At 64.8% G+C, this 20880-nt stretch carries 16 protein-coding genes and 2 pseudogenes; 8 read left to right on the plus strand and 10 right to left on the minus strand.

The window, feature by feature from the left end; genetic code table 11:
- The first annotated feature begins 28 nt into the window (after positions 1-28).
- The 4 genes and pseudogenes from acnA to KK488_RS21820 form a co-directional block, all read left to right on the plus strand.
- Entirely contained in the window at positions 29-2704 is a 2676-nt protein-coding gene (gene acnA, locus KK488_RS16065) for an aconitate hydratase AcnA (protein ID WP_214624723.1), read from the plus strand.
- Positions 2705-2791: 87 nt separating this feature from the next.
- Positions 2792-3043 carry a CBU_0592 family membrane protein gene (locus KK488_RS16070; RefSeq protein WP_214624724.1) on the plus strand — a complete coding sequence of 84 codons (252 nt, stop codon included), beginning with the start codon at positions 2792-2794 and terminating at the stop codon, positions 3041-3043.
- A gap of 228 nt (positions 3044-3271) precedes the next feature.
- A pseudogene (locus KK488_RS16075) lies at positions 3272-4237 on the plus strand (NF038122 family metalloprotease); the annotation flags it as partial.
- A gap of 75 nt (positions 4238-4312) precedes the next feature.
- A pseudogene (locus KK488_RS21820) lies at positions 4313-4411 on the plus strand (PEPxxWA-CTERM sorting domain-containing protein); the annotation flags it as partial.
- A gap of 86 nt (positions 4412-4497) precedes the next feature.
- Here the strand turns inward: KK488_RS21820 and KK488_RS16080 are convergent.
- The 9 genes from KK488_RS16080 to KK488_RS16120 form a co-directional block, all read right to left on the minus strand.
- Entirely contained in the window at positions 4498-5331 is an 834-nt protein-coding gene (locus tag KK488_RS16080; protein WP_214624726.1) for a class I SAM-dependent methyltransferase, read from the minus strand.
- Positions 5332-5430: 99 nt separating this feature from the next.
- A complete protein-coding gene (locus KK488_RS16085) occupies positions 5431-6960 on the minus strand; it encodes a TadA family conjugal transfer-associated ATPase (RefSeq protein WP_214624727.1) in 1530 nt (509 codons plus the stop codon).
- Positions 6961-7049: 89 nt separating this feature from the next.
- Positions 7050-8522 (minus strand): ArnT family glycosyltransferase, encoded by a 1473-nt coding sequence (locus KK488_RS16090; RefSeq protein WP_214624728.1) that lies wholly within the window; start codon positions 8520-8522, stop codon positions 7050-7052.
- Between the two features lie 216 nt (positions 8523-8738).
- Positions 8739-8993, minus strand: coding sequence for an ATP synthase F1 subunit epsilon (locus KK488_RS16095; RefSeq protein WP_214624729.1), 255 nt, complete (start codon positions 8991-8993; stop codon positions 8739-8741).
- 140 nt (positions 8994-9133) lie between these two features.
- Positions 9134-10579 (minus strand): F0F1 ATP synthase subunit beta, encoded by a 1446-nt coding sequence (gene atpD / locus KK488_RS16100; RefSeq protein WP_214624730.1) that lies wholly within the window; start codon positions 10577-10579, stop codon positions 9134-9136.
- Positions 10580-10607: 28 nt separating this feature from the next.
- Entirely contained in the window at positions 10608-11480 is an 873-nt protein-coding gene (locus tag KK488_RS16105; protein ID WP_214624731.1) for a F0F1 ATP synthase subunit gamma, read from the minus strand.
- A gap of 3 nt (positions 11481-11483) precedes the next feature.
- The gene (locus KK488_RS16110) at positions 11484-12110 is read right to left on the minus strand and encodes a LysE family translocator (RefSeq protein ID WP_214624732.1); all 627 of its coding nucleotides are present in this window, start codon (positions 12108-12110) and stop codon (positions 11484-11486) included.
- A gap of 102 nt (positions 12111-12212) precedes the next feature.
- On the minus strand, positions 12213-13742 hold the full coding sequence (gene atpA, locus KK488_RS16115; protein ID WP_214624733.1) for a F0F1 ATP synthase subunit alpha: 1530 nt from the start codon (positions 13740-13742) through the stop codon (positions 12213-12215).
- A 34-nt stretch (positions 13743-13776) separates the two neighbouring features.
- Positions 13777-14331 carry a F0F1 ATP synthase subunit delta gene (locus tag KK488_RS16120; protein WP_214624734.1) on the minus strand — a complete coding sequence of 185 codons (555 nt, stop codon included), beginning with the start codon at positions 14329-14331 and terminating at the stop codon, positions 13777-13779.
- Between the two features lie 370 nt (positions 14332-14701).
- On the opposite strand from KK488_RS16120, the gene KK488_RS16125 reads away from it, so the two are divergent.
- Both KK488_RS16125 and KK488_RS16130 read left to right on the plus strand, forming a co-directional pair.
- Complete coding sequence (locus KK488_RS16125) at positions 14702-16444, plus strand: methyl-accepting chemotaxis protein (RefSeq protein WP_214624735.1); 1743 nt, start codon at positions 14702-14704, stop codon at positions 16442-16444.
- Positions 16445-16557: 113 nt separating this feature from the next.
- Positions 16558-17451: a hypothetical protein gene (locus KK488_RS16130; RefSeq protein WP_214624736.1), complete on the plus strand. Its 894-nt coding sequence runs from the start codon at positions 16558-16560 to the stop codon at positions 17449-17451.
- A 181-nt stretch (positions 17452-17632) separates the two neighbouring features.
- Here KK488_RS16130 and KK488_RS16135 read toward each other — a convergent pair whose 3' ends face one another.
- Entirely contained in the window at positions 17633-19222 is a 1590-nt protein-coding gene (locus KK488_RS16135) for a S1C family serine protease (protein ID WP_214624737.1), read from the minus strand.
- A gap of 141 nt (positions 19223-19363) precedes the next feature.
- On the opposite strand from KK488_RS16135, the gene KK488_RS16140 reads away from it, so the two are divergent.
- Positions 19364-19831 (plus strand): DUF1203 domain-containing protein, encoded by a 468-nt coding sequence (locus tag KK488_RS16140; RefSeq protein ID WP_214624738.1) that lies wholly within the window; start codon positions 19364-19366, stop codon positions 19829-19831.
- Between the two features lie 5 nt (positions 19832-19836).
- The gene (ada, locus tag KK488_RS16145) at positions 19837-20877 is read left to right on the plus strand and encodes a bifunctional DNA-binding transcriptional regulator/O6-methylguanine-DNA methyltransferase Ada (RefSeq protein ID WP_284732217.1); all 1041 of its coding nucleotides are present in this window, start codon (positions 19837-19839) and stop codon (positions 20875-20877) included.
- Positions 20878-20880: the final 3 nt, after the last annotated feature.

Consider the following 20880-nt stretch of genomic DNA (forward strand, 5'->3'; position numbering starts at 1 on the left):
AGATACAGACAATGAGGAGATCCCGCTGATGACCGCGATCGGACAGGACACGCTTGGCACCCGCGACACACTGGACGTCGGCGGCAAGCGCTACGGCTATTATTCGCTGGCAAAGGCCGCCGCGAAATATGGCGATGTCTCGCGCCTGCCTTTCTCGATGAAGGTGCTCCTCGAGAATATGCTGCGCTTCGAGGATGGCGTCACGGTCACCACCGACGACGTGAAGGCCATTATCGACTGGCAGAAGAACCCGGTCGCCTCGGACAACGAGATCCAGTATCGCCCCGCCCGCGTGCTGATGCAGGATTTCACCGGCGTGCCCTGCGTCGTTGATCTTGCTGCCATGCGCGACGCGATGAACGCGCTCGGCGCCGATGCGGCCAAGATCAATCCGCAGGTCCCCGTCCATCTCGTCATCGATCACTCGGTGATGGTCGACGAGTTCGGCACGCCCAAGGCCTTCGAGGACAATGTCGCGCTGGAATATCAGCGCAACGCCGAGCGATACGATTTCCTCAAATGGGGCAGCAAGTCGCTCGACAATTTCAAGGTCGTGCCTCCCGGCACCGGCATCTGCCACCAGGTCAATCTCGAGCATATCGCCCAGGCGGTTTGGACCAGCCAGGCGCCGGACGGCTCCACCATCGCCTATCCCGACACCTGCGTCGGCACGGACAGCCACACGACGATGATCAACGGCCTCGGCGTGCTCGGCTGGGGCGTCGGCGGCATTGAGGCGGAAGCGGCGATGCTGGGCCAACCGGTCTCCATGCTCATCCCCGAAGTCGTCGGCTTCAAGCTCACCGGCAGCCTGGCCGAGGGCATCACCGCCACTGATCTCGTCCTTACCGTCACCCAGATGCTGCGCGCCAAGGGCGTGGTCGGCCGCTTCGTCGAGTTCTACGGCCCCGGCGTCAGCGCCTTGAGTCTCGCCGACCGGGCGACCATCGCCAACATGGCGCCGGAATATGGCGCGACCTGCGGCTTCTTCCCGATCGACGGCAAGACGCTCGACTATATGCGCCTCACCGGCCGCAGCGACGAGAATATCGCTTTGGTCGAGGCCTATGCCAAGGCGCAGGGCTTCTGGCTCGATGTCGACGCCGCCGATCCAGTCTTCACCGACACGCTCTCGCTCGACATGGGCGGCGTCCAGCCCAGTCTCGCCGGCCCCAAGCGCCCGCAGGACAAGGTGCTGCTCGGTGATGTCGACGACGTGTTCAACGCCGACCTCATCAAGACCTACAAGAAGGACGCCGCCGTCCGCGTCGCGGTCGAGGGCAGGGAGCATGACATTGGCGACGGCGACGTCGTCATCGCCGCGATCACCAGCTGCACCAACACCTCGAACCCGAGCGTGCTGATCGCCGCCGGCCTCGTCGCCAAGAAGGCGGCCGAGAAAGGCCTCAAGCCCAAGCCCTGGGTCAAGACCAGCCTCGCCCCCGGCTCGCAGGTCGTCACCGACTATCTAGAGAAGGCGGGCCTGCAGACCTATCTAAACCAGGTCGGCTTCAATCTCGTCGGCTATGGCTGCACGACCTGCATCGGCAACTCCGGCCCACTCGCCGAGCCGATCAGCAAGGCGATCAACGGCAACGACATCGTCGCAGCCTCGGTTCTCTCCGGCAACCGCAACTTCGAGGGTCGCGTCTCGGCGGACGTGCGCGCCAATTTCCTCGCCTCGCCGCCGCTGGTGGTGGCCTATGCGCTCAAGGGCTCGGTGACGTCTGACTTCATCGAAACGCCGATCGGCCAAGGCAGCGACGGCGCGAACGTCTATCTCAAGGACATCTGGCCGACCAATGACGAAGTGCGCTCGGTCATGGACGGCGCGCTCACCCGCGACATGTTCCAGAGCCGTTATGCCGCCGTGTTCCTCGGCGACGCCCGCTGGCAGGCGATCGACGTCGCCGGGTCGGCCACCTATGCGTGGCGCGCCGGCAGCACCTATGTCGCCAATCCGCCCTATTTCGAGGGCATGGGCATGACACCCGCCCCGGTCGCCGACATCGTCGACGCCAAGCCGCTCGCCATCTTCGGCGATTCGATCACCACCGATCACATCTCGCCCGCCGGCTCGATCAAGGCAACCTCGCCCGCCGGCACCTGGCTGCAGGAGCGCCAAGTAGCCCAGGCCGACTTCAACAGCTACGGCGCGCGGCGCGGTCATCATGAAGTGATGATGCGCGGCACCTTCGCCAACATCCGCATCAAGAACCAGATGCTGGACGGCGTCGAGGGCGGCATGACCCGCTACAATGGCGAGGTGATGCCGATCTACGACGCGGCGATGAAGCATCAGGCAGATGGCACGCCGCTCGTCGTCATCGCAGGCAAGGAATATGGCACCGGCTCATCGCGCGACTGGGCCGCCAAGGGCACGCGCCTGCTCGGCGTGCGCGCCGTCATCGTCGAGAGCTTCGAGCGCATCCATCGCTCGAACCTGGTCGGCATGGGCGTGCTGCCGCTGCAGTTCCTCGACGGCACCAGCCGTGAGACGCTGGGCCTGACCGGCGACGAGACCTTCACCATCCACGGCGTCGCCAGCATCAAGCCGCGCCAGATCGTCGGGGTGCAGGTCACCCGCGCCGACGGCACCAGCTTCACCTTCGATGCGCTCTGCCGCATCGATACCGTCAACGAGCTGGATTACTTCCTGAACGGCGGCATCCTGCAATATGTGCTGAGGAAGCTGGCGGCCTGACGACCGGAAGGCCGGGACGATGACCTGCACCGGGACAGGCCGTCATGGGCCCGGGCAGGTCGTCCTCGTCCCGTGGGAGACCGTCACGTGACGGCAACTTCCCTCCTCATCGAGATCGTTGGCTGGGCCGGTGCCGTGCTCGTGCTCGGCGCCTATATCCTCGTGTCGATCAGCCGGCTCTCCGGCATCTCGCCTGCCTTCCAGTGGATGAACGCGGTCGGTGCCGCCTTCTTCGTGCTCAACACCTGGTGGCATGGCGCCATTCCCTCGATGGTGCTCAACATCATCTGGAGCGGCATCGGCTTCGGCGCGCTCGTCCGGCTGCGTCTTCGCCGCTGAGCCAGTCCATCGGAATCGGGATCCGGCTGCGCGAAATCGCGGGGGATGCCGATGATTTGCACCATTTCAGAACAATTAGTGCCGTCAACGCCGTCAGTGGTTAACCAGAAATGAATACAATCACTTGACGCGCAACAATATTGCACCGCACTATGGCGTTAACCATGCTCCCCCACGAGTCTTGGGGGTGGCGGGGACTTAATGTGGGAGACCATTATGAAAAAGCATATGTTGACCGCGCTGCTTGGCAGCGCGGCTTTGGCGAGCTTTGGCCTGTCGGCCCCGGCATCGGCGGCGACGATCATTCTGAATGACATTGGCGGGGTTACGGGTTCGCCCGCCGAACTCGGCTTCAAGATCGCCGCGAGCTATTGGGAGAAGGCGCTCAAGAACAATGTGACGCTGCATTTCGACGTCGGCTTCGAGGATCTCGGCCCGAACATTCTGGGCGGCACCAGCACGTCGCTCTACACCTATGTTCCGGTCCAGGCTTATTATGACGCCCTCGCTGCCGCCTCGAGCAGCGCACTCGACGCCGTTGCGGTCGCGAACCTCCAGCCGCTGAGTCCGACGGGCAGCCTCGATGTGATCGTGCCGGAATATCGCAACACCGCCGCGCACACCGGCGTCAATGCGACCGGCGGCCGCGTCGCGCCCGACGGCAAGCCGATCAGCGACACGATCGCCGTCGCCAGTTCGGTCTGGCAGGCGCTCACCGGTCAGGCTGCTGCGACCGACGCGACGATTCAGTTCTCGAGCACCTTCGCGTTCGACTTCAATCCCAGCAACGGCATCGCTGCCGGCCACTATGACTTCATCGGCGTGGCCATCCACGAAATGGGCCATGCGCTCGGCTTTCTGAGTGGCGCCGACGATTTCGATTATTCGGTGGGCGGCGGCTTCCCGGTGGACGACTATTGGTGGGGCTATTCGCTCGACTTGTTCCGCTACACCAATGCCGACGAGCTGAACTGGCGCTTCAACGTCCCGTCCTACTTCTCGATCGACGGCGGCGCGACGGCGTTCAACGGCGACAGCTATTTCTCGACGGGCTCGAATTATGGTGACGGTTGGCAGGCTTCGCACTGGAAGGCTCCCGGCGGCTGCACGAACTTCGTCGGCATCATGAACCCCTATATCTGCAGCGCCCTGGTCGACAGCGTCACGGGCGAGGATCTCGCGCTGCTCGACGCGATCGGCTGGGACGTCAATATCGATGCGCTCGCCAATCCGAACTACGCAATCTCGACGGCGGACATCTACAACGCCGCCGTGCCCGAGCCGGCGACCTGGCTGCAGATGATCGGCGGCCTGGCCCTGCTCGGCGGCGTGATGCGCGGCCGCGCACGCAAGATCGCGTTCGCCTGATCTTCGGCGAACCGAGGAATTAGATCGGGCGGCGTCAGCTTCCAGGCCGGCGCCGCCCGATTCATTTTCAGCGCGCCGACAATCGTCTATTTCGGCTTGCGGAAACGCAGTGTCATGCGGTCGCTCTCGCCGATCGCCGCATATTTTTCCTTGTCCACCTCGCCATTGGCGAAGCGCGGCGGCAGCGTCCAGACGCCCTTCTCCCATTGGGTCGTGTCCTTGGGGTTGGCATTGATCTCCGAGGCGCCCTCGAAGACGAAGCCGGCCTGTTCGGCCAGCCGGCGCACCGTCGAGACCTTCACATAGCCGCTGCTCTTCTCGCGCGCGACGTCGTCCCCTTCGGGCAGGCGATGATCCTCGATGCCGAGCACGCCGCCGGGCTTGAGCATCGCATACATCTGCCGGAAGGCCTCCAAGCCATAATCCTTGCCGTCGCGCTTGTAGCCCATCTGCCAGTTATGGACGTTGCGGAACGTCACGACCGCGTCCGCACTGCCCGAGGGCACTACCGGCTGATCGCCGCTCGCCGGGAAGGCCGCGAGCCTGATTGCGCCGTACAGGGCGGGATCCTTGGCTTGCAGCGCTCGAACCCCTTTCAGGCTGTCCGGCCAGAAGTCGACCGCCCAGAGCGTGCCCCTGCCTTTGAGATAGGGCGCCAGGATCTCGGTGTACCAGCCGCCGCCCGGCCAGATCTCCACCACCGTGTCGGTCGGTTTAATCTCGAAGAAGGCCAGCGTTTCGGCGGGATGACGGTACCGATCGCGCGCCACATTGGCGGCCGTGCGCGTCGGCGCGGCGACGGCCGCGGCAATCTCGGCAGCGGCTCTGGACGTCTGGGCCATGGCGGCGGGGATCGGAGCGACGGCGCTCATAAGAGCGGCGGCAAGGATCAGGGGACGCGCGGGGAACGTGGCGGGCATGGCGGCTCTCTCCTGGCGTGGCGTTGCACAGGCAAAGCATGTCGCAACGCCGTGACGAGAGCAAGTCATTGGATCGGAGACGGACTCCGTCCCGTGCCGTCAGAGGCAGGCGTCGAGCAGGGCCTGATCGAAGCCGAAGCCGCGCGCCTTGTCGAGCGAATAGGGGCGCAGGCCCATCGAGCGATATTCCCCGACGATCTTGCCGTCCGCGTCCTCATCGAGATACTCGAACTTGAACAGCTCCTGGGTGACGATGACGTCGCCTTCCATGCCGATCACTTCGGTGATGTTGGTGACGCGGCGCGAGCCGTCGCGCAGGCGTTTGATCTGGACGATCAGGTCCACCGAGTCGGCGATCTGTTTGGAGATGGCCTCCTTCGGGATCTTGATGTCGCCCATCAGGATCATATTTTCCATGCGCCCCAGGCACTCGCGCGGCGAGTTGGCATGGAGCGTACACATCGAGCCGTCATGGCCCGTGTTCATCGCGGCCAGCAGGTCGAAACATTCCTGGCCACGAATTTCGCCCAGGATGATGCGGTCCGGCCGCATACGCAGGGCGTTCTTGACGAGATCGCCGATCGTGATGGCGCCGTTGCCCTCCAGGTTCGCCGGGCGCGTCTCGAGCGGCAGCCAGTGCGGCTGCTGCAGACGGAGCTCCGCCGCGTCCTCGATGGTCAGCACACGCTCGCCCGGGTCGATCATCTTGGACAACGCATTGAGCATGGTCGTCTTGCCCGAGCCGGTGCCGCCCGAGATGACGATGTTGAAGCGGCAGGCGCCGGCAATCTTGAGCGCCGTGCACATCTTGCTGCTCAGCGCCCCCCACTGGGCGAGCATGTCCAGCGTGATCGGCTTGGCCGAGAATTTACGGATCGAGATGGCGGTGCCGCGGAGTGAGAGTGGCGGCACGATGACGTTGACGCGCGAGCCGTCGGGCAGGCGGGCGTCGGCCAGCGGCGTGGTCTGGTCGACGCGGCGGCCGACCTGGTTCACGATGCGCTGGGCGATCTGGAACAGATGCTCCTCGTCGCGGAAATGGATCTGGGCGAGCTGGAGCTTGCCCTTCTTCTCGACATAGGTCTGCTCGGGGCCATTGACCATGATGTCGCTGATGTCCGGATCGGCGAGCAGCTCTTCCAGCGGACCGAAGCCGAGCAGCTCGTCGACCAGCACCTTTTCCAGCGCGAACTGCTCGCGGCGGTTGAGGGTCAGCTTGAGCTCGGCGAGCACTTCCATGATGATCGGCCGGAATTCCTCGGCCAGCTCGTCCTTGGTGAGCGTCGCCGCCGCTTCCGGGTCGACACGCTCGAGCAGGCGCGGCAACACCTGCTCCTTGATCTTGTGGACCGATGCCTCGAAGCCCTGCGACTTCTCGCCGGCTTCGCTGTGATCGGTGTTCATCCGGTCAGTGAGGCGCGCCATGGCATCCGCATTGCGATCCAGGCCCGGGCCTGCGGCGGGCATGGCCGGCTCGGAAGGAATCGGCGGGAATTGAATACCGCCCATCGGCGACGGTAACGGGCCCGTCGGCATGATCTGCGGCGACGCGCCGGGCGTTTGCATCGGCCGCGCAACGCCGAAAGAGGATTTCCCTCCCATTCCATTCTTGCGACCAAATGCACTCATCGTACCTTGCTACTCTCGGAATCTTGGAGGGCTTCCAACAAGCCTAGCCGGCAAAGCTCTACAAAGTGCTAAAAGGGTTAAGATGACCGTTAGAACCGAGCCGGAGGGTCACGCACAAGGTCGCGGCGAATGTTCAGAATATAGTCACGATAACCCCAGCCCTCTGTCCGACGGTCGATCGCCACATAATCGCGCGCGAGCGCCCTCCGGATCATAGCGCTGGTCACGGGATTGTAGCGCGGAATGATTTTACGGCTCGCGGAAATGATGACAGCAGGTCGCTGGGCCAAGATACGGGCCATTTCCGCGCGCGGATCAACGCCGAGGGCATCCTTCTCAACGATGTTGCTCAAATGGTCGGGATAGGCAAACCGGGTTGGCGGCGTCGCATTCGTCGTAACATATAGGATGGATGGGCCATCCCAAACGAATAGCGGGCCGTAACGCAAATAAGGCTTTGCTTCTTCGGTCAAATGGCTGATCGACGCTCGGGAGCGATCATTGGAAGAGGTCGGCTTTGGTGGCCACCATAAAGAGGCCCAGCCCGCCAGGATGAGGAACAACACGGCACCCGGCGCCGGTGCGCCAAACAGGCGTGCCGATGCAAACAGCAGCACGGGCAGCAGCGGCAGGGCGTAATGGTCGTAGAAGTTTCCGATCGCCATAAAGCCCAACAGCGCCGATACCACCCAACCGAACACGAACCAGCGATCGCGGTGACGCGGCCTCTGAACGCCGACGTGACCAACGAGCGCGGCCAAGGCAACGGCAAACAGCGGCAGCCCGGCGAGCGCAATAAAAGCCTCGAGTTGGGTGAGGAAGTTTGGCTCAAGCCGGCCGCGTAAGAAGATGGAGGTGAAATTGGCTTCGGCAAAGGCCTGCCAATGGCCGAGACTGGCATAGGCAAGGCTCGCCAGCAGCGTTGGCATCAGCGCGAGGAAAGCCCAGAGGATCGCCGACACTGCAAGGTCTCGCACCGAACGGTCGCGACTGAAGCGCTGCCAGATCAGCCAGAGCCCGAAAAACAATCCCTCGGCCACGGCTGTATATTTGATCTGAATTGCAAGCCCGACCAGCAGCATCGCGGCATATCCGAGACGATCGACCTTGCGCGGATCAGATGCGTCGCCCGCACGCAGACACAAAAGCGCCGCAAGCGTCATCGGCAAGTTATAAAAGACCGGCGATTGTGCATTGAAGCCACCGAACACGCCCAGCCAGAAGAGATAGAGCGTCGCGGGCAGCAGTGCCAACGCAGGGGCGATGTGGCGCCGAGCCATGATCCAGATCAACATCGCAGTCGCCCATGCCGAGAGCAGTCCCGCAATCTGCGCACCGATCAACGTCGCGCCGCTGAAAGGACGCGTGGCGGCATAGATGAGGAATAGGCCAATCGGCTTGCGATCCCAGATATCGACATAAGGCAGTGCGCCGTGCCACATCCGATCGGCAACCAGCGCGTAGAACTCCTCGTCGACATGATAGTCAGGATTGAAGAAAAAGGGTGCGCGCAAAGCGGTCGCGACGACCAGCAACAGCATCGCCGCAAGCCACCAGCGCAATCGAGATTGAGGGGGGCGAGCCGCAGGTCCGTCAAGCGGGTGGGCAGACGTCGACACCACCATCCAGGCGGGACGAGTGACTCGGTAATGCAGCATGAAGCCTCGTCCAGATGACGCCGAACAGAGCCGACCCCACGGTCGGATCGCTCCTCAATAACGCTTCATGGTAAACGAAAACTTAGCCTGCACGCTGCGTTGACCGCAGCGTGGGGCAGGTCAGGCCGCCTTCTCGGCCAGCACTGTCAGGCCCGTCTCGCTGACCTCGGCGAAACCGCCCTCGACCTGGATGATACGCGGCTCGGCGCCGTCGCGCGCATAGACCTTGAGCGCGCCGTCCTTCACGGTCGACATGAAAGGCGCATGGCCTTCGAGCACGCCGAACTCGCCCTCGGTGCCGGGCACCACGACCATATGGACCTCTTCCGACAGGACGAGGCGTTCGGGCGTCACGAGTTCGAAGTGCAGTGCCATGTTCCAAATCTCCCCCCTCCCTTTCAAGGGAGGGGCCGGGGGTGGGTACGAGGCGAAGCCGAGGTTTGCGCCGACCCCACCTCAACCCCTCCCCCGAGCTGCGAGCGAGCGCAGCTCCATGAGAGGGGCTTATGCTTTGATCAGGCCGCTTCCGCCGCCAGCTTCTTGCCCTTCTCGACGGCCTCGTCGATGCCGCCGACCATGTAGAAGGCCGCCTCGGGCAGATGGTCATACTCGCCGTCGACGACCGCCTTGAAGCTCTTCACCGTGTCCTCGACGGCGACGAACTTGCCCGGAATGCCGGTGAAGACCTCGGCGACGTGGAACGGCTGCGACAGGAAGCGCTGGATCTTGCGCGCGCGCGCGACGGTCAGCTTATCCTCTTCGGACAGCTCGTCCATGCCCAAGATCGCGATGATGTCCTGTAGCGACTTGTACTTCTGCAGCGTCTCCTGGACGCGGCGGGCGACGTCATAATGCTCCTGGCCGACGATCGCGGGCGTCAGCACGCGCGAGGTCGAGTCGAGCGGGTCCACGGCGGGATAGATGCCGAGCTCCGAGATGGCGCGGTTCAGCGTCGTCGTCGCGTCGAGGTGCGCGAAGGACGTGGCCGGTGCCGGGTCGGTCAAGTCGTCGGCCGGCACGTAAATGGCCTGCACCGAGGTGATCGAGCCCTTGGTGGTCGAGGTGATGCGCTCCTGCAGCGCGCCCATGTCGGTCGCGAGCGTCGGCTGATAGCCCACGGCCGAAGGGATGCGGCCGAGCAGCGCCGACACTTCCGAGCCCGCCTGGGTGAAGCGGAAGATATTGTCGACGAAGAACAGCACATCCTGGCCTTCGACATCGCGGAAATATTCGGCGATCGTCAGGCCCGAGAGCGCGACGCGGGCACGGGCGCCCGGGGGCTCGTTCATCTGGCCGAACACGAGCGCGACCTTGGAGCCTTCCGGCGTCGGGTTGCCGTCGGCGTCCTTGGCGATGACGCCCGCGTCGAGAAACTCGTGATAGAGGTCGTTGCCCTCGCGGGTGCGCTCGCCGACGCCGGCGAACACGCTGGTGCCGCCATGGCCCTTGGCGATGTTGTTGATCAGCTCCTGGATGAGCACGGTCTTGCCCACGCCGGCGCCGCCGAACAGGCCGATCTTGCCGCCCTTGGCATAAGGCGCGATCAGGTCGATCACCTTGATGCCGGTGACGAGGATGGAGCTCTCGGTCGACTGGTCGGTGAACTCGGGTGCCTTGGCATGGATCGGCGAGCGCAGGTCGGTGTTGACCGGGCCGCGCTCGTCGATCGGCTCGCCGATGACGTTGAGGATGCGGCCGAGCGTCTGCGGGCCGACCGGCACGGAAATCTGGGCGCCCGTGTCGGTCACGTCCTGACCGCGGGTCAAGCCCTCGGTGGCGTCCATGGCGATCGTGCGCACGGTGTTCTCGCCGAGATGCTGGGCGACTTCCAGGACCAGCTTCTGGCCGTTGTTGCTGGTCTCCAGCGCGGAGAGGATCGCCGGGAGCTCGCCCTCGAAGATCACGTCGACGACGGCGCCGATGATCTGGCTGATCTTGCCGACATTGTTGGTAGCTGCCATGACTTCGTTCCTTGCCTGCTATTCGTGCTTAGAGCGCTTCGGCGCCCGAGATGATTTCCACCAGCTCGGTGGTGATCGCGGCCTGACGGCTGCGATTATATTCGATGGTGAGCTTGTTGATCAGCTCGCCGGCGTTGCGCGTCGCATTGTCCATCGCGGTCATCGAGGCGCCCTGCTCGGAGGCCATATTCTCCAGCAGCGCCTTGAAGAGCTGAATCGTGATGTTGCGCGGCAGGAGATCAGCGAGAATGGATTCCTCGTCCGGCTCATATTCGACCGCCGCGCCCGACGAGGCCGGGGCATCGGCGGGGACGGCAACCGGGATGATCTGCTGCTCGGTCGGAATCTGCGCGAGGGCCGACTTGAACGCCGAGTAGAAGAGATGCGCCACGTCGAACTCGCCGGCAAAGAAGCGCGCCGAGATGTCGTGCGCGATGGCGCTTGCCTCGTCGAAGCCCGGCGTGCGCACGGCTGTCGTGTCATACTCGCCGACGATCAGGCCGGGGAAGGTGCGCGCGATCACCGCGCGGCCCTTGCGGCCGATGAGGTAGAATTTCACGGTCTTGCCCTGCGCGATCAGCATGCGCGCCTTAACGATCGCCGCCTTGACGATGTTCGCGTTGAACGCGCCGGAGAGGCCCTTGTCACCATTGGCGACGACGAGCATGTGCACGTCGTCCTTGCCGGTGCCGGCGAGCAGGCGCGGCGCATTGTCGCCCGTCACCTTGCCGGCGAGGCTGGCGACGACCTTCTCGAGGCGCTGGCCATAGGGCCGTGCGGCCTCGGCGGCCGCCTGCGCCTTGCGCAGTTTCGCGGCGGCGACCATCTGCTTGGCCTTGGTGATCTTCTGGGTCGACTTCACCGAGGCGATGCGGCCCTTGAGTTCCTTCAAACTTGCCATGTCTTAAGCGTTCCGAGCCAGGGCCAGACGGCCCGCCAAACCAAGAAATGCAGCGCCGAGCGCGCCCTCGAACCAGCGCATGACGCTGCTCTGACCGACCTTGCGGCCGGCATGGGTGGCGAGCGCCGCGAGCAGCACGCACCAGCAGAAGCCGATGCCATAGACGATCGCGATCAGCAGCATGCCATGCCACGGCGCGTTCGGCCCCGTGCCGACGAACTGCGGCAGGGCGGCGAGGAAGAACACCGCCACCTTAGGATTAAGCACCGTGCTGATGAAGCCCTGCGAGAAGGGCGATCCGCCGAGACGGACCTTCGACTGCGTGTCGCCCGACGCCGGCTTGATCGCACCGCGCAGCATGCCGATGCCGAGCCAGGCGAGATAGAGCGCGCCGGCGATCTTGACCGTCATGAACATGCCCGGCACCGCGTTTAGCACCGACAGGAAGCCGAAGCCGCACAGCGCCATGTAGAAGAGGCCGCCGAGCTGGATGCCGCCGATCGCCGCCATGCCCGCCCTGAAGCCGCGCCGCGCGGCATGGCCGGCCACCAGCATGGTGTCCGGTCCCGGCAGCAGCACCAGGCCGATAGACATCAGGGTCCAGGCAAGGAGGGCTTGGGCGGTCAGCATCGAACTTAGCGTTTCACTCTCTCAAATCGTCATCCCAGCGAAAGCTGGGATCTCCTCCGGCGGCCGCGCGTCACCCCCGCTTTCGCTGGGGTGACGGCCATGTCAGGCGAAGGTCTTGCCGAACGCGTCGAGCGCATCCTTGACCTTGGCGCGGACATCGTCGGTCAGGTCGCGGCTGTCGCGGATCGCGGTCAGGATGTCGGCATGATGCGCACGCATATTGGCGAGCATCGCCGCCTCGTAGCGCGTGACGTCACGGGTCGCGATGCCGTCCAGATAGCCATTGGTGCCGGCGAAGATCGAGATGGTCTGCTCCTCGAACGGCAGCGGCGAGAACTGGCCCTGCTTGAGCAGCTCGGTGAGACGCGCGCCGCGGTTCAGCAGCTTCTGCGTCGAAGCGTCGAGGTCCGATCCGAACTGGGCGAAGGCGGCCATCTCACGATACTGCGCCAGCTCCAGCTTGATCGAGCCGGCCACCTTCTTCATCGCCTTGGTCTGCGCGGCCGAGCCGACGCGCGACACCGAGAGGCCGACGTTAATCGCCGGGCGGATGCCCTGATAGAAGAGGTTGGTTTCAAGGAAGATCTGACCGTCGGTGATCGAGATCACGTTGGTCGGGATGTAGGCGGAGACGTCGCCGGCCTGGGTCTCGATGATCGGCAGCGCGGTCAGCGAGCCGTTGCCGTTGGCGTCGTTCATCTTGGCCGCGCGCTCGAGGAGGCGGCTGTGCAGGTAGAAGACGTCGCCCGGATAGGCCTCGCGGCCCGGCGGGCGGCGCAGCAGCAGCGACATCTGGCGATAGGCGACGGCCTGCTTGGAGAGGTCGTCATAGACGATCACGGCATGCATGCCGTTGTCGCGGAAATATTCGCCCATGGCGACGCCGGTGTAGGGCGCCAGATATTGCAGCGGGGCGGGCTCGGACGCGGTCGCAGCGACGACGATCGAATATTCCATCGCACCATTCTCTTCGAGCTGGCGGACGATCTGCGCCACGGTCGAGCGCTTCTGGCCGACGGCGACATAGATGCAATAGAGCTTCTTGCTCTCGTCGTCGCCCGCGTTGACGCCCTTCTGGTTGATGAAGGTGTCGATCGCGACGGCGGTCTTGCCGGTCTGGCGGTCGCCGATGATCAGCTCGCGCTGGCCGCGGCCGATGGGGACGAGCGCGTCGATCGCCTTGAGGCCGGTCTGCACCGGCTCATGCACGGACTTGCGCGGGATGATGCCCGGCGCCTTCACTTCGACGCGCGAGCGTTGATCGGTGACGATCGGGCCCTTGCCGTCGATCGGATTGCCGAGGCCATCGACCACGCGGCCCAGCAGGCCCTTGCCGACGGGGACATCCACGATCGTGCCGGTGCGCTTGACGACGTCACCTTCCTTGATCTCGGCATCCGAGCCGAAGATCACGACGCCGACATTGTCGGCCTCAAGGTTCAGCGCCATGCCCTGCACGCCGTTGGCGAACTCGACCATCTCGCCGGCCTGGACATTGTCGAGGCCGTGGATGCGGGCGATGCCGTCGCCGACGTTAAGAACGGTGCCAACTTCGCTGACAACCGCCTCGGTGCCGAAATTGGCGATCTGGTCCTTGATGACCTTCGAGATTTCTGCGGCGTTGATATCCATGGTCTGCCTTTCGTCGGAGCCAGTTTGCGGGCGTTCAGCCGCGCATCGCCTGGGCGAGTCTGTTCAATCGGGTGCGAAGTGAGCTGTCGATCATCTGGCTGCCCATCTTGACGATGAGGCCACCCATGACGGCGGGATCGACGGTGAGATCGAGGGCCATGTCGCGGCCGGTGCGGGCCTTCAGCTGCTTGGCGAGCGCACTCTGCTGCGTCTTGGTGAGCGCGAAGGCCGAGGTGACTTCCGCGCGCGTCTCACCCTTGTGGGCGGAAAGCAGGGTGTTGAAGGCGCGGATGACATTCGGCAGCTGGAACAGGCGGCGATTCTGAGCGAGCACGCCCAGCGTCCGCGTCGTCAGCGAATCGAGCTTCAGAGCATCCGCGACGGCGGCGACCGCCTTGGCGGCATCCGCGCGCGCAATCAGCGGGCTCGTCGTCAGCGCCTTGAGGTCAGCCGACTGCGCCAGCGCATCCTTCAAGGTCGCCAGGCTTTGCGCCACCGAATCGAGGGATTTGCCATCCCGGGCCAGCTCAAACAGCGCGAGCGCGTAACGCCCCGCCAAACTAGCCTGAATACCGCTGGAATTCTCCACGCGCGCTGTGCCTCACGTAAAATTTGGATGCGCCACAACAGGGGAGGCAGCGTGACCGCCTCCCTTGACACGCGGCGCGGTTAGCAGGGGTCGCCCGATGATGCAAGTCAACAGGGACCGCCAGAGACCACCGCATTGAAAAGCAAGGCCGTTTGGTCACTCAAGAGATAGCAGCTCCAGGGCAAAGCCAGGCGCCACTGTGATTCCAGATCGCAAAAATTGTCGTAGGCCGCCGGATATGACAGATTTATGACATTGATTTTGCTTGTTTTTGTTCGGGAACTGTAACTTTTCGTCAATGGCTCATTCACTAAGTCCCGCGACGGACGGGACGCCCCGAGCCAGGTCGAAAAACAAGAGATCAGGACCAATGCGATCGCTACGCCGCTGGAAGACGGCCATGTTCAAGCGCGCCGCCGGACGCGGCGCCTCCCTGTCCGGCCAGCTTCGCCGGCTGTTGCTGGCAGCGGGGGCGCTGTTGTTCCTGCTCATCGTCGCGCAACTCGGCGCGCTGACCGTCAATCGCCTGATCACGGCGCGGCTCGTCGAGCAGCGCATCGCGCCGATGAGCCAATTGCAGGTCGTCGCGTCAGCCTATCAGACGAGCTGGGCGATCGCCGACAAGGTGCGCATCGGCACGCTCGGTGCGGCCGGCGGCGCCACGGCCGTGCGCGACCTCCAGGCGCGGCTCGCGCGCGACTGGCGCGACCTCGAGATCAACGCCCCCGAGATCGCCGCTCAGTTCGCGACGGAACGCCCGGATGCCGAGCAAGCGGTTGCGCGCCTCCAGACCCTGCTTGAAAAGGGTGACCGTGACCGGCTCGACTTCTTCATGTCCGGCCAGTTCTACAGCGGCGTTGATCCCCTGCTCAGCCGGATCGCTCAGACCACGGCGGATCTGCGCGGCACCGCCGGCCAGGATCGTACGATCCTGCGCTGGGTCAACTTCGCGGCCGAACTGCTGCTTATCGCCTTCACGCTCGGCGCGATCGCCGGTGGGGTGCTCATCGCGCGAATTGGCGAAGCACGGCTGGTGAAGCCGCTTGCCGACATCGCCGGTCATCTCCGGCGCGCGCGCGCGGACGATGCCTCGGATGAGGTTCCCGGCATGGATCGCGAAGATGAAATCGGCGCCATTGCCCTGGCCCTGGCGCAGGCAGGCGCCAGCGAGCGCCTTGCCGAACAGTCCAGGCGCGAGCAGCACCGCGCCGAAGAGGCACTGCACCAGCGCGAGCTGGAGGAGGCCCGCGCTGAACAGGCGCGCGCCCGCCTGATCGATTCGCATTTCGCCCGCTTCGACGCCGTGCTCTCCCAGCTCGTCGCCGCCCTCGGCCAAGCCTCGACGACGATGCGCGACATGGCGACCACACTCGCCAGTGCGTCGGCCCAGTCGCGCGACCGGGCCGACGCCGTCGCCCAGAGCGTCACCGCGGCCGCCGCCCGCGTCGACGCCGTGCAACAGGACAGCCTCGGCTTGCTCCAGCTGGTCGCCGACGTGCGCGGCAGCGCCGCCACCACGCGGACGCACAGCAGCGGCGTCATCGAGCAATCGGGCCGCAACCGGGCGCATGCGCAGGCGCTGTCGGATCTCGTCAACGGGATCAGCCGGGCGCTCGACCTGATCAAGGGCATTGCCGCCCAGACCAATCTCCTCTCGGTCAATGCCAATATCGAGGCGCATCGCTCCGGCGAGGCGGGGCGCGGCTTCACGGTCGTCGCGCGCGAGATCAAGACGCTGGCCGTCGATTCGAGCCAGGCGGCCGGCGAGATCGCCCGGCAGCTCTCGCTGGTCAACCAGACCGCGGCCGACTTCCTCGCCAGCGCTTCGCTGGTCGAGGAACTGGCCGGCGGCGTAGGGCAACAGGCCGATTCGGTCGAGGCGCTGGCCGGTTCGCAGGAGGACGCCAGCCATCGCATGGCTGCATCCATCGCCGATACGCACGCCGACATCCGAGAAATCACATTGGCGGCACAGGATGCGCGCGCCGGCTCCGAAGCGCTGGTCGATGCGGCAAGCCAGCTGCTCAAGACGGCCGACGCCATTGCCGGCCAGATCGCCGATCTGCATCGGGAATTTTCCGCGCTGCGAGTCAATCTGAGCGAAGCGGCTTAGGTGGTGAATTGATGAAGCTGATGGCGGTGATGGGGTGGTAAGCGGACGTCGCCAGTAGGATGCTTGTCCGTGAGGAGTCGCCCAATTAAGCCATTTCGTGCTAAGAAAGATCGATGATTTTCGACCCCGAACCAGCAGAATGCGACCATCCGTGGTACGCCACCATCCGCGCTTCCGAGAACTTTCCTGAATTGAGGCAATGGTGCCAAGCCACCTTTAATGAAGTCGCGGAGCAGCTTGATAAAGACTTCCCGGATCGGTTCCGCCGCGAATTGCCTCAGCGCATTTCAGAGCTTTTCTTTGCGCACGCGTTCGCGAAAGTCGGTTGGAGGCCAGTTGCCCGCGTGCCCGGTTTCGACTTCGCATATGAGTTAGGTAACGGTCGGTTGCTGGTCGAGGTGACGACGCCCAGCGAGCAGCCCGCTGACAATTATGAGGTTTGGGAAAAGGACGGCATCTCCGGAGGACACGTCGATGACAAATCCATTGACTCCGCGCTTTTGCGACTGACCAGCGGTTTTTGCAAGAAAGCGGAGATCGCTGCCGAACGTATCGAAAAAGGGCTTGTCCGCGAGAACGACTACGTGGTCATCGCGATTTCAGGTTTGCAGATCAGCCAGAACACTCCCGTGTTGCTGGATAGTGGCGTTCAGATACCCGATTTCATTCGCGCATTTTTGCCTGTCGGCCCGTTGGTAGCCGATGTCCCGATCGACAAGGCTAGCAGCATTCAGACGACCTTTCGGCGAGAGTTCAGCGCAGAGATTCAAAAAGCTGAGGGAAAGCAACCGGTGAAGCGATCAGCATTCCTCGATGACGCCTTCGCACATATTCACGGGGTCGCATTCACATCGCTCAACGCGGCCGCGATCGAAATGTCCGCTGAGCAGATCGCAGTTCTGCACAATCCGAGTGCGTATTGGACGAGCGAGGTTCCGAGGCTGGGAATGGGTATCGAGTACGAGGTGGCGATCGAGGAGGGCGGATTTCGGATCGATCGGCGATAGCCTTACTCGGCCGCGCGAAATCCAGGTTCTTACTCCCTCGGTCGCGACAATCCTCCCGTCCTCAAACAGAACTGTCTCGATGCAGGAGTGATAGTCAAGCGCGGTCCTGTCGTAACTCTCAACGTCCGTAAAGTCGTCGTATCCCGACAGTCCACTCCCAGGAGACCGTTCGCGGGTGCGATCAGGGCTGAGGCGCAGGCGCAGCCGGGGCGCCCTTGCCTATCTCGCAATGATAGACCAGCCGCTCGTTGGGCTGGGCGGGCAGGAGCGCCTGGATCTCGGCCTGCATGCTGGCGAGCTGGGCCAGCTTGTCCGGGTCGATCGTGCAGCCGGTCCACTTGATCTTCTCGCGCAGGGCGCGCGCGCGGTCGGCGGTATCGGCGTCGACCAGATATTTGTCGGTGCGGTAGCGGCCGATCACCGGATCGAAGCTGCGCACAGAGATCGAGGCTTCCTCGGCCGGGACCAGGACGCGTGACCAGACTCCCTGCATCTTCGCGAACTGGGTCTGACCATTGAGGCAGCCGTCCTCATTCCAGGTGAAGGGCACGTCGGTCGTGTCCGAGACGGTCACGCGGCTGAGCGCGTTGTCGATGCGACACAGCCGGTCACTCACCTGACCGGCATCGGCGCCGTTGGCTGCGGCGTTACTGCTCGCTTCGTTGGCGGCGTCCCCCGCCTTTTCTTCCGCGCTGTCGAAACCCGGCCGCAGGGCGAAGGTGATGACGGCGGCGAGCAACAGCACGCCGGCAGCGATGCCATAGCGCCGCGCATGGTCCTGCGCGCCCTTGGACTGACCGAGCACGGCCGCGCCGGCAGCGACGGCGCCGAGCGCGAGGAACAAGGCCGCCAGCGCCATCATATTCTCACGCCGCGCGATGACGGTCTGCTGCGCTTGCTCGCGCGCTTCGATCGCTTTCTCGCGCTCGGCAATCGCCTTGCGATCGGCCTGCGCGGCCGCTTCGCCGCGCGCGCGCTCGTCAGCCACACGCTGGGCCGCGTCGATCTCGGCCATGGAGCGGCAGGGCTCGTTCGACCGGGCAGTCTGCACACCGGCCTGCCGCAGAAAGCTCGCAATCTCCCGATACGAGACCGCAAAGCCGAAGGTCGCGTCGTTGCCGTCCGACAGCGAACCGAAGCTGTTGATGCCAAGCACGCGCCCGCATTCGTCGACCAGCGGCCCACCGCTGTTGCCGGACGCAAGCTCGGCCGTGTGCAGCACGGTGTCGAACTGTTTCGACGCCCGTCCGCTCGAGACAGTGCCCGAGGTGCGGACCGGCGTCATGGGATGGATGATGTCGTTGATGCCCATGCCCTGCGCCCGGTCGACCGAGCCGGGATAGCCGATCGCCGTCACTTGCTGGCCATCGACAGGGACGCCCGCATAGAAGGTCGCGACCGGAAGCTGCGCGCCGTCGATGGCGATGAGCGCCAGATCATTGCCGGGCGAATAAGCGATGACCTTGCCGCCATAGCTTTTCTTGCCCTCGGGCGGGATGACGCCGATGACGATGTTCGGCTCGCTGCGGGTCAGCTCGACGACATGGGCGTTGGTCAGGATCCGGCCCGGCGCGATGACGACGCCGCTGCCATGCCCGACGAAATAGGCATTCTCGCCGTCCGTCGCGACCAGCGCGACGCGCACGACACTGCGCGAGGTTGCCGCGATGTCCTGAATGTCCGCCGGGGCAGCGACCGGCAGCCCGAGCGCCAGCAACAGCAGCAGGACCATTGCGAACGGGCGGAACAGTCCGGGGAGGCGTGAGATCATGCCGCATCTCTTAGCGGGCACCGGATGATCCCGACAGGGGGTTTCGTATGCCATCCGCTTTGAGCGCAAGCCACGGGAAGCGCTGCCCGGCGGCATGGGGCAGGACAGGGCCATCACGGACCACCACACAGGACTCTCCCGATGACCTATCGAATTTCCGGCTTGCCGATGCTGCCCTTCGCGCCCCTGTTCGATCTGAGCGACGATGCGCTCGCCGACCGCTGCGCCGTTCGCGTCACCGCCGATGCGGATCGCGGGTTTCCCTGCCGGGTGAGCCTTGTCGACGCCGACAAGGGCGACGCTCTCATCCTGCTCAACCATGTCAGCCATGACGTCGCCACGCCCTATCGCACCGCCTATGCCATCTATGTCCGCGCGGCCGCGCGCGCACCCGAGCCTTATGTCGACCGCACACCGCCAGTCTTCGACGGACGCCAGCTCTCGCTGCGCGGTTTCGACAGGGACGGCATGTTGCGAGGCGCGCTGATCGCCCCGCCCGACGAGGCGGACGGCGTGATTCGCACCCTGTTGGATCGCGACGAGATTGCCTACATTCATGCTCACAACGCCGCGCACGGCTGCTTTGCCGCGCGGATCGACAGGAATTGATCGCCTTGGCCAGCGCCACTCTCGACCTCCCCGAAGCGACGGCGCTCGCCGCCTTCGAGGCGCGCGACCGCACGATGGACGGGCGCTTCGTCATCGCGGTGAAGACGACGCGTATCTACTGCAAGCCGAGCTGCCCTGCCCGGCGCCCGCGCCGCGAGAATTTCGAGCTGCTGCCAAGCAACGACGCGGCGGTGGAGGCAGGCTATCGCCCCTGCCTGCGCTGCCGGCCCGACGAGGTGGGGCGCGATCGGTCCGCGATCGCCAGGGCCGTCACGCTGATCGAGCAGAGCGAGGCGATTCCATCGCTCACCGATCTGGCCGAGGCGGTCGGCTATGCGCCGCATCATTTCCAGCGGATCTTCACGCGCGATCTCGGCGTCTCGCCCGCCGCTTATGCGCGTGCCCTGCGCGCCAGACGCCTGGGTGATGCACTCGAGCGGACCGGGCGGATCACCGATGCCATCTATGATGCCGGCTACGAGGCGCCGAGCCGGGCCTATGCCGACGCCCAGGCGCATCTCGGCATGAGCCCCTCGGCCTGGCGCAAGGGCGGGGCGGGCGCGGTCATCCGCTTCGCCGTGGCCGAGAGCTCGCTCGGCCCGCTGCTCGTCGCCGCGACCGACAAGGGCCTGTGCCGCATCGCCTTCGACGAGGACGAAGCCGCCCTGCGCGCCCGCTTCCCCGAGGCGACGATCCGGGCGGGCGATGCGGACTTCGCGGCTTGGGTCGAGGCGGTGGTCGCTTTGGTCGACGATCCCGCGCGCCCGAACGACCTGCCGATCGACGTTGCCGGCACCGCCTTCCAGCAGGCCGTGTGGCAAGCGCTGCGCGCAATCCCGGCCGGCGAGACCCGCTCCTATGGCGAAATCGCCGCCGCGATCGGCAAGCCGGGCGCGGTGCGGGCGGCGGGAACAGCGTGCGGGGACAACAATCTCGCCGTGGTCATCCCCTGCCATCGCGTGCTGCGCGGCGACGGGTCGCTCGGCGGCTATGCCTACGGAATCGCGCGGAAAGAGGCGCTTTTACGGCGCGAATCGGCGCGCTGACGC

Origin of the sequence: Sphingobium nicotianae (assembly GCF_018603885.1) — a bacterium.
Lineage (GTDB): Bacteria > Pseudomonadota > Alphaproteobacteria > Sphingomonadales > Sphingomonadaceae > Sphingobium > Sphingobium nicotianae.

What these genes read in the sequence shown, in the direction of transcription:
- acnA (WP_214624723.1), top strand. Translation starts at nt 29, where the DNA reads ATGACCGCGATCGGACAGGACACGCTTGGCACCCGCGACACACTGGAC.
- KK488_RS16080 (WP_214624726.1), bottom strand. Translation starts at nt 5,331, where the DNA reads ATGCCCGCCACGTTCCCCGCGCGTCCCCTGATCCTTGCCGCCGCTCTT.
- KK488_RS16085 (WP_214624727.1), bottom strand. Translation starts at nt 6,960, where the DNA reads ATGAGTGCATTTGGTCGCAAGAATGGAATGGGAGGGAAATCCTCTTTC.
- KK488_RS16095 (WP_214624729.1), bottom strand. Translation starts at nt 8,993, where the DNA reads ATGGCACTGCACTTCGAACTCGTGACGCCCGAACGCCTCGTCCTGTCG.
- atpD (WP_214624730.1), bottom strand. Translation starts at nt 10,579, where the DNA reads ATGGCAGCTACCAACAATGTCGGCAAGATCAGCCAGATCATCGGCGCC.
- KK488_RS16105 (WP_214624731.1), bottom strand. Translation starts at nt 11,480, where the DNA reads ATGGCAAGTTTGAAGGAACTCAAGGGCCGCATCGCCTCGGTGAAGTCG.
- KK488_RS16110 (WP_214624732.1), bottom strand. Translation starts at nt 12,110, where the DNA reads ATGCTGACCGCCCAAGCCCTCCTTGCCTGGACCCTGATGTCTATCGGC.
- atpA (WP_214624733.1), bottom strand. Translation starts at nt 13,742, where the DNA reads ATGGATATCAACGCCGCAGAAATCTCGAAGGTCATCAAGGACCAGATC.
- KK488_RS16125 (WP_214624735.1), top strand. Translation starts at nt 14,702, where the DNA reads ATGCGATCGCTACGCCGCTGGAAGACGGCCATGTTCAAGCGCGCCGCC.
- KK488_RS16130 (WP_214624736.1), top strand. Translation starts at nt 16,558, where the DNA reads ATGATTTTCGACCCCGAACCAGCAGAATGCGACCATCCGTGGTACGCC.
- KK488_RS16135 (WP_214624737.1), bottom strand. Translation starts at nt 19,222, where the DNA reads ATGATCTCACGCCTCCCCGGACTGTTCCGCCCGTTCGCAATGGTCCTG.
- KK488_RS16140 (WP_214624738.1), top strand. Translation starts at nt 19,364, where the DNA reads ATGACCTATCGAATTTCCGGCTTGCCGATGCTGCCCTTCGCGCCCCTG.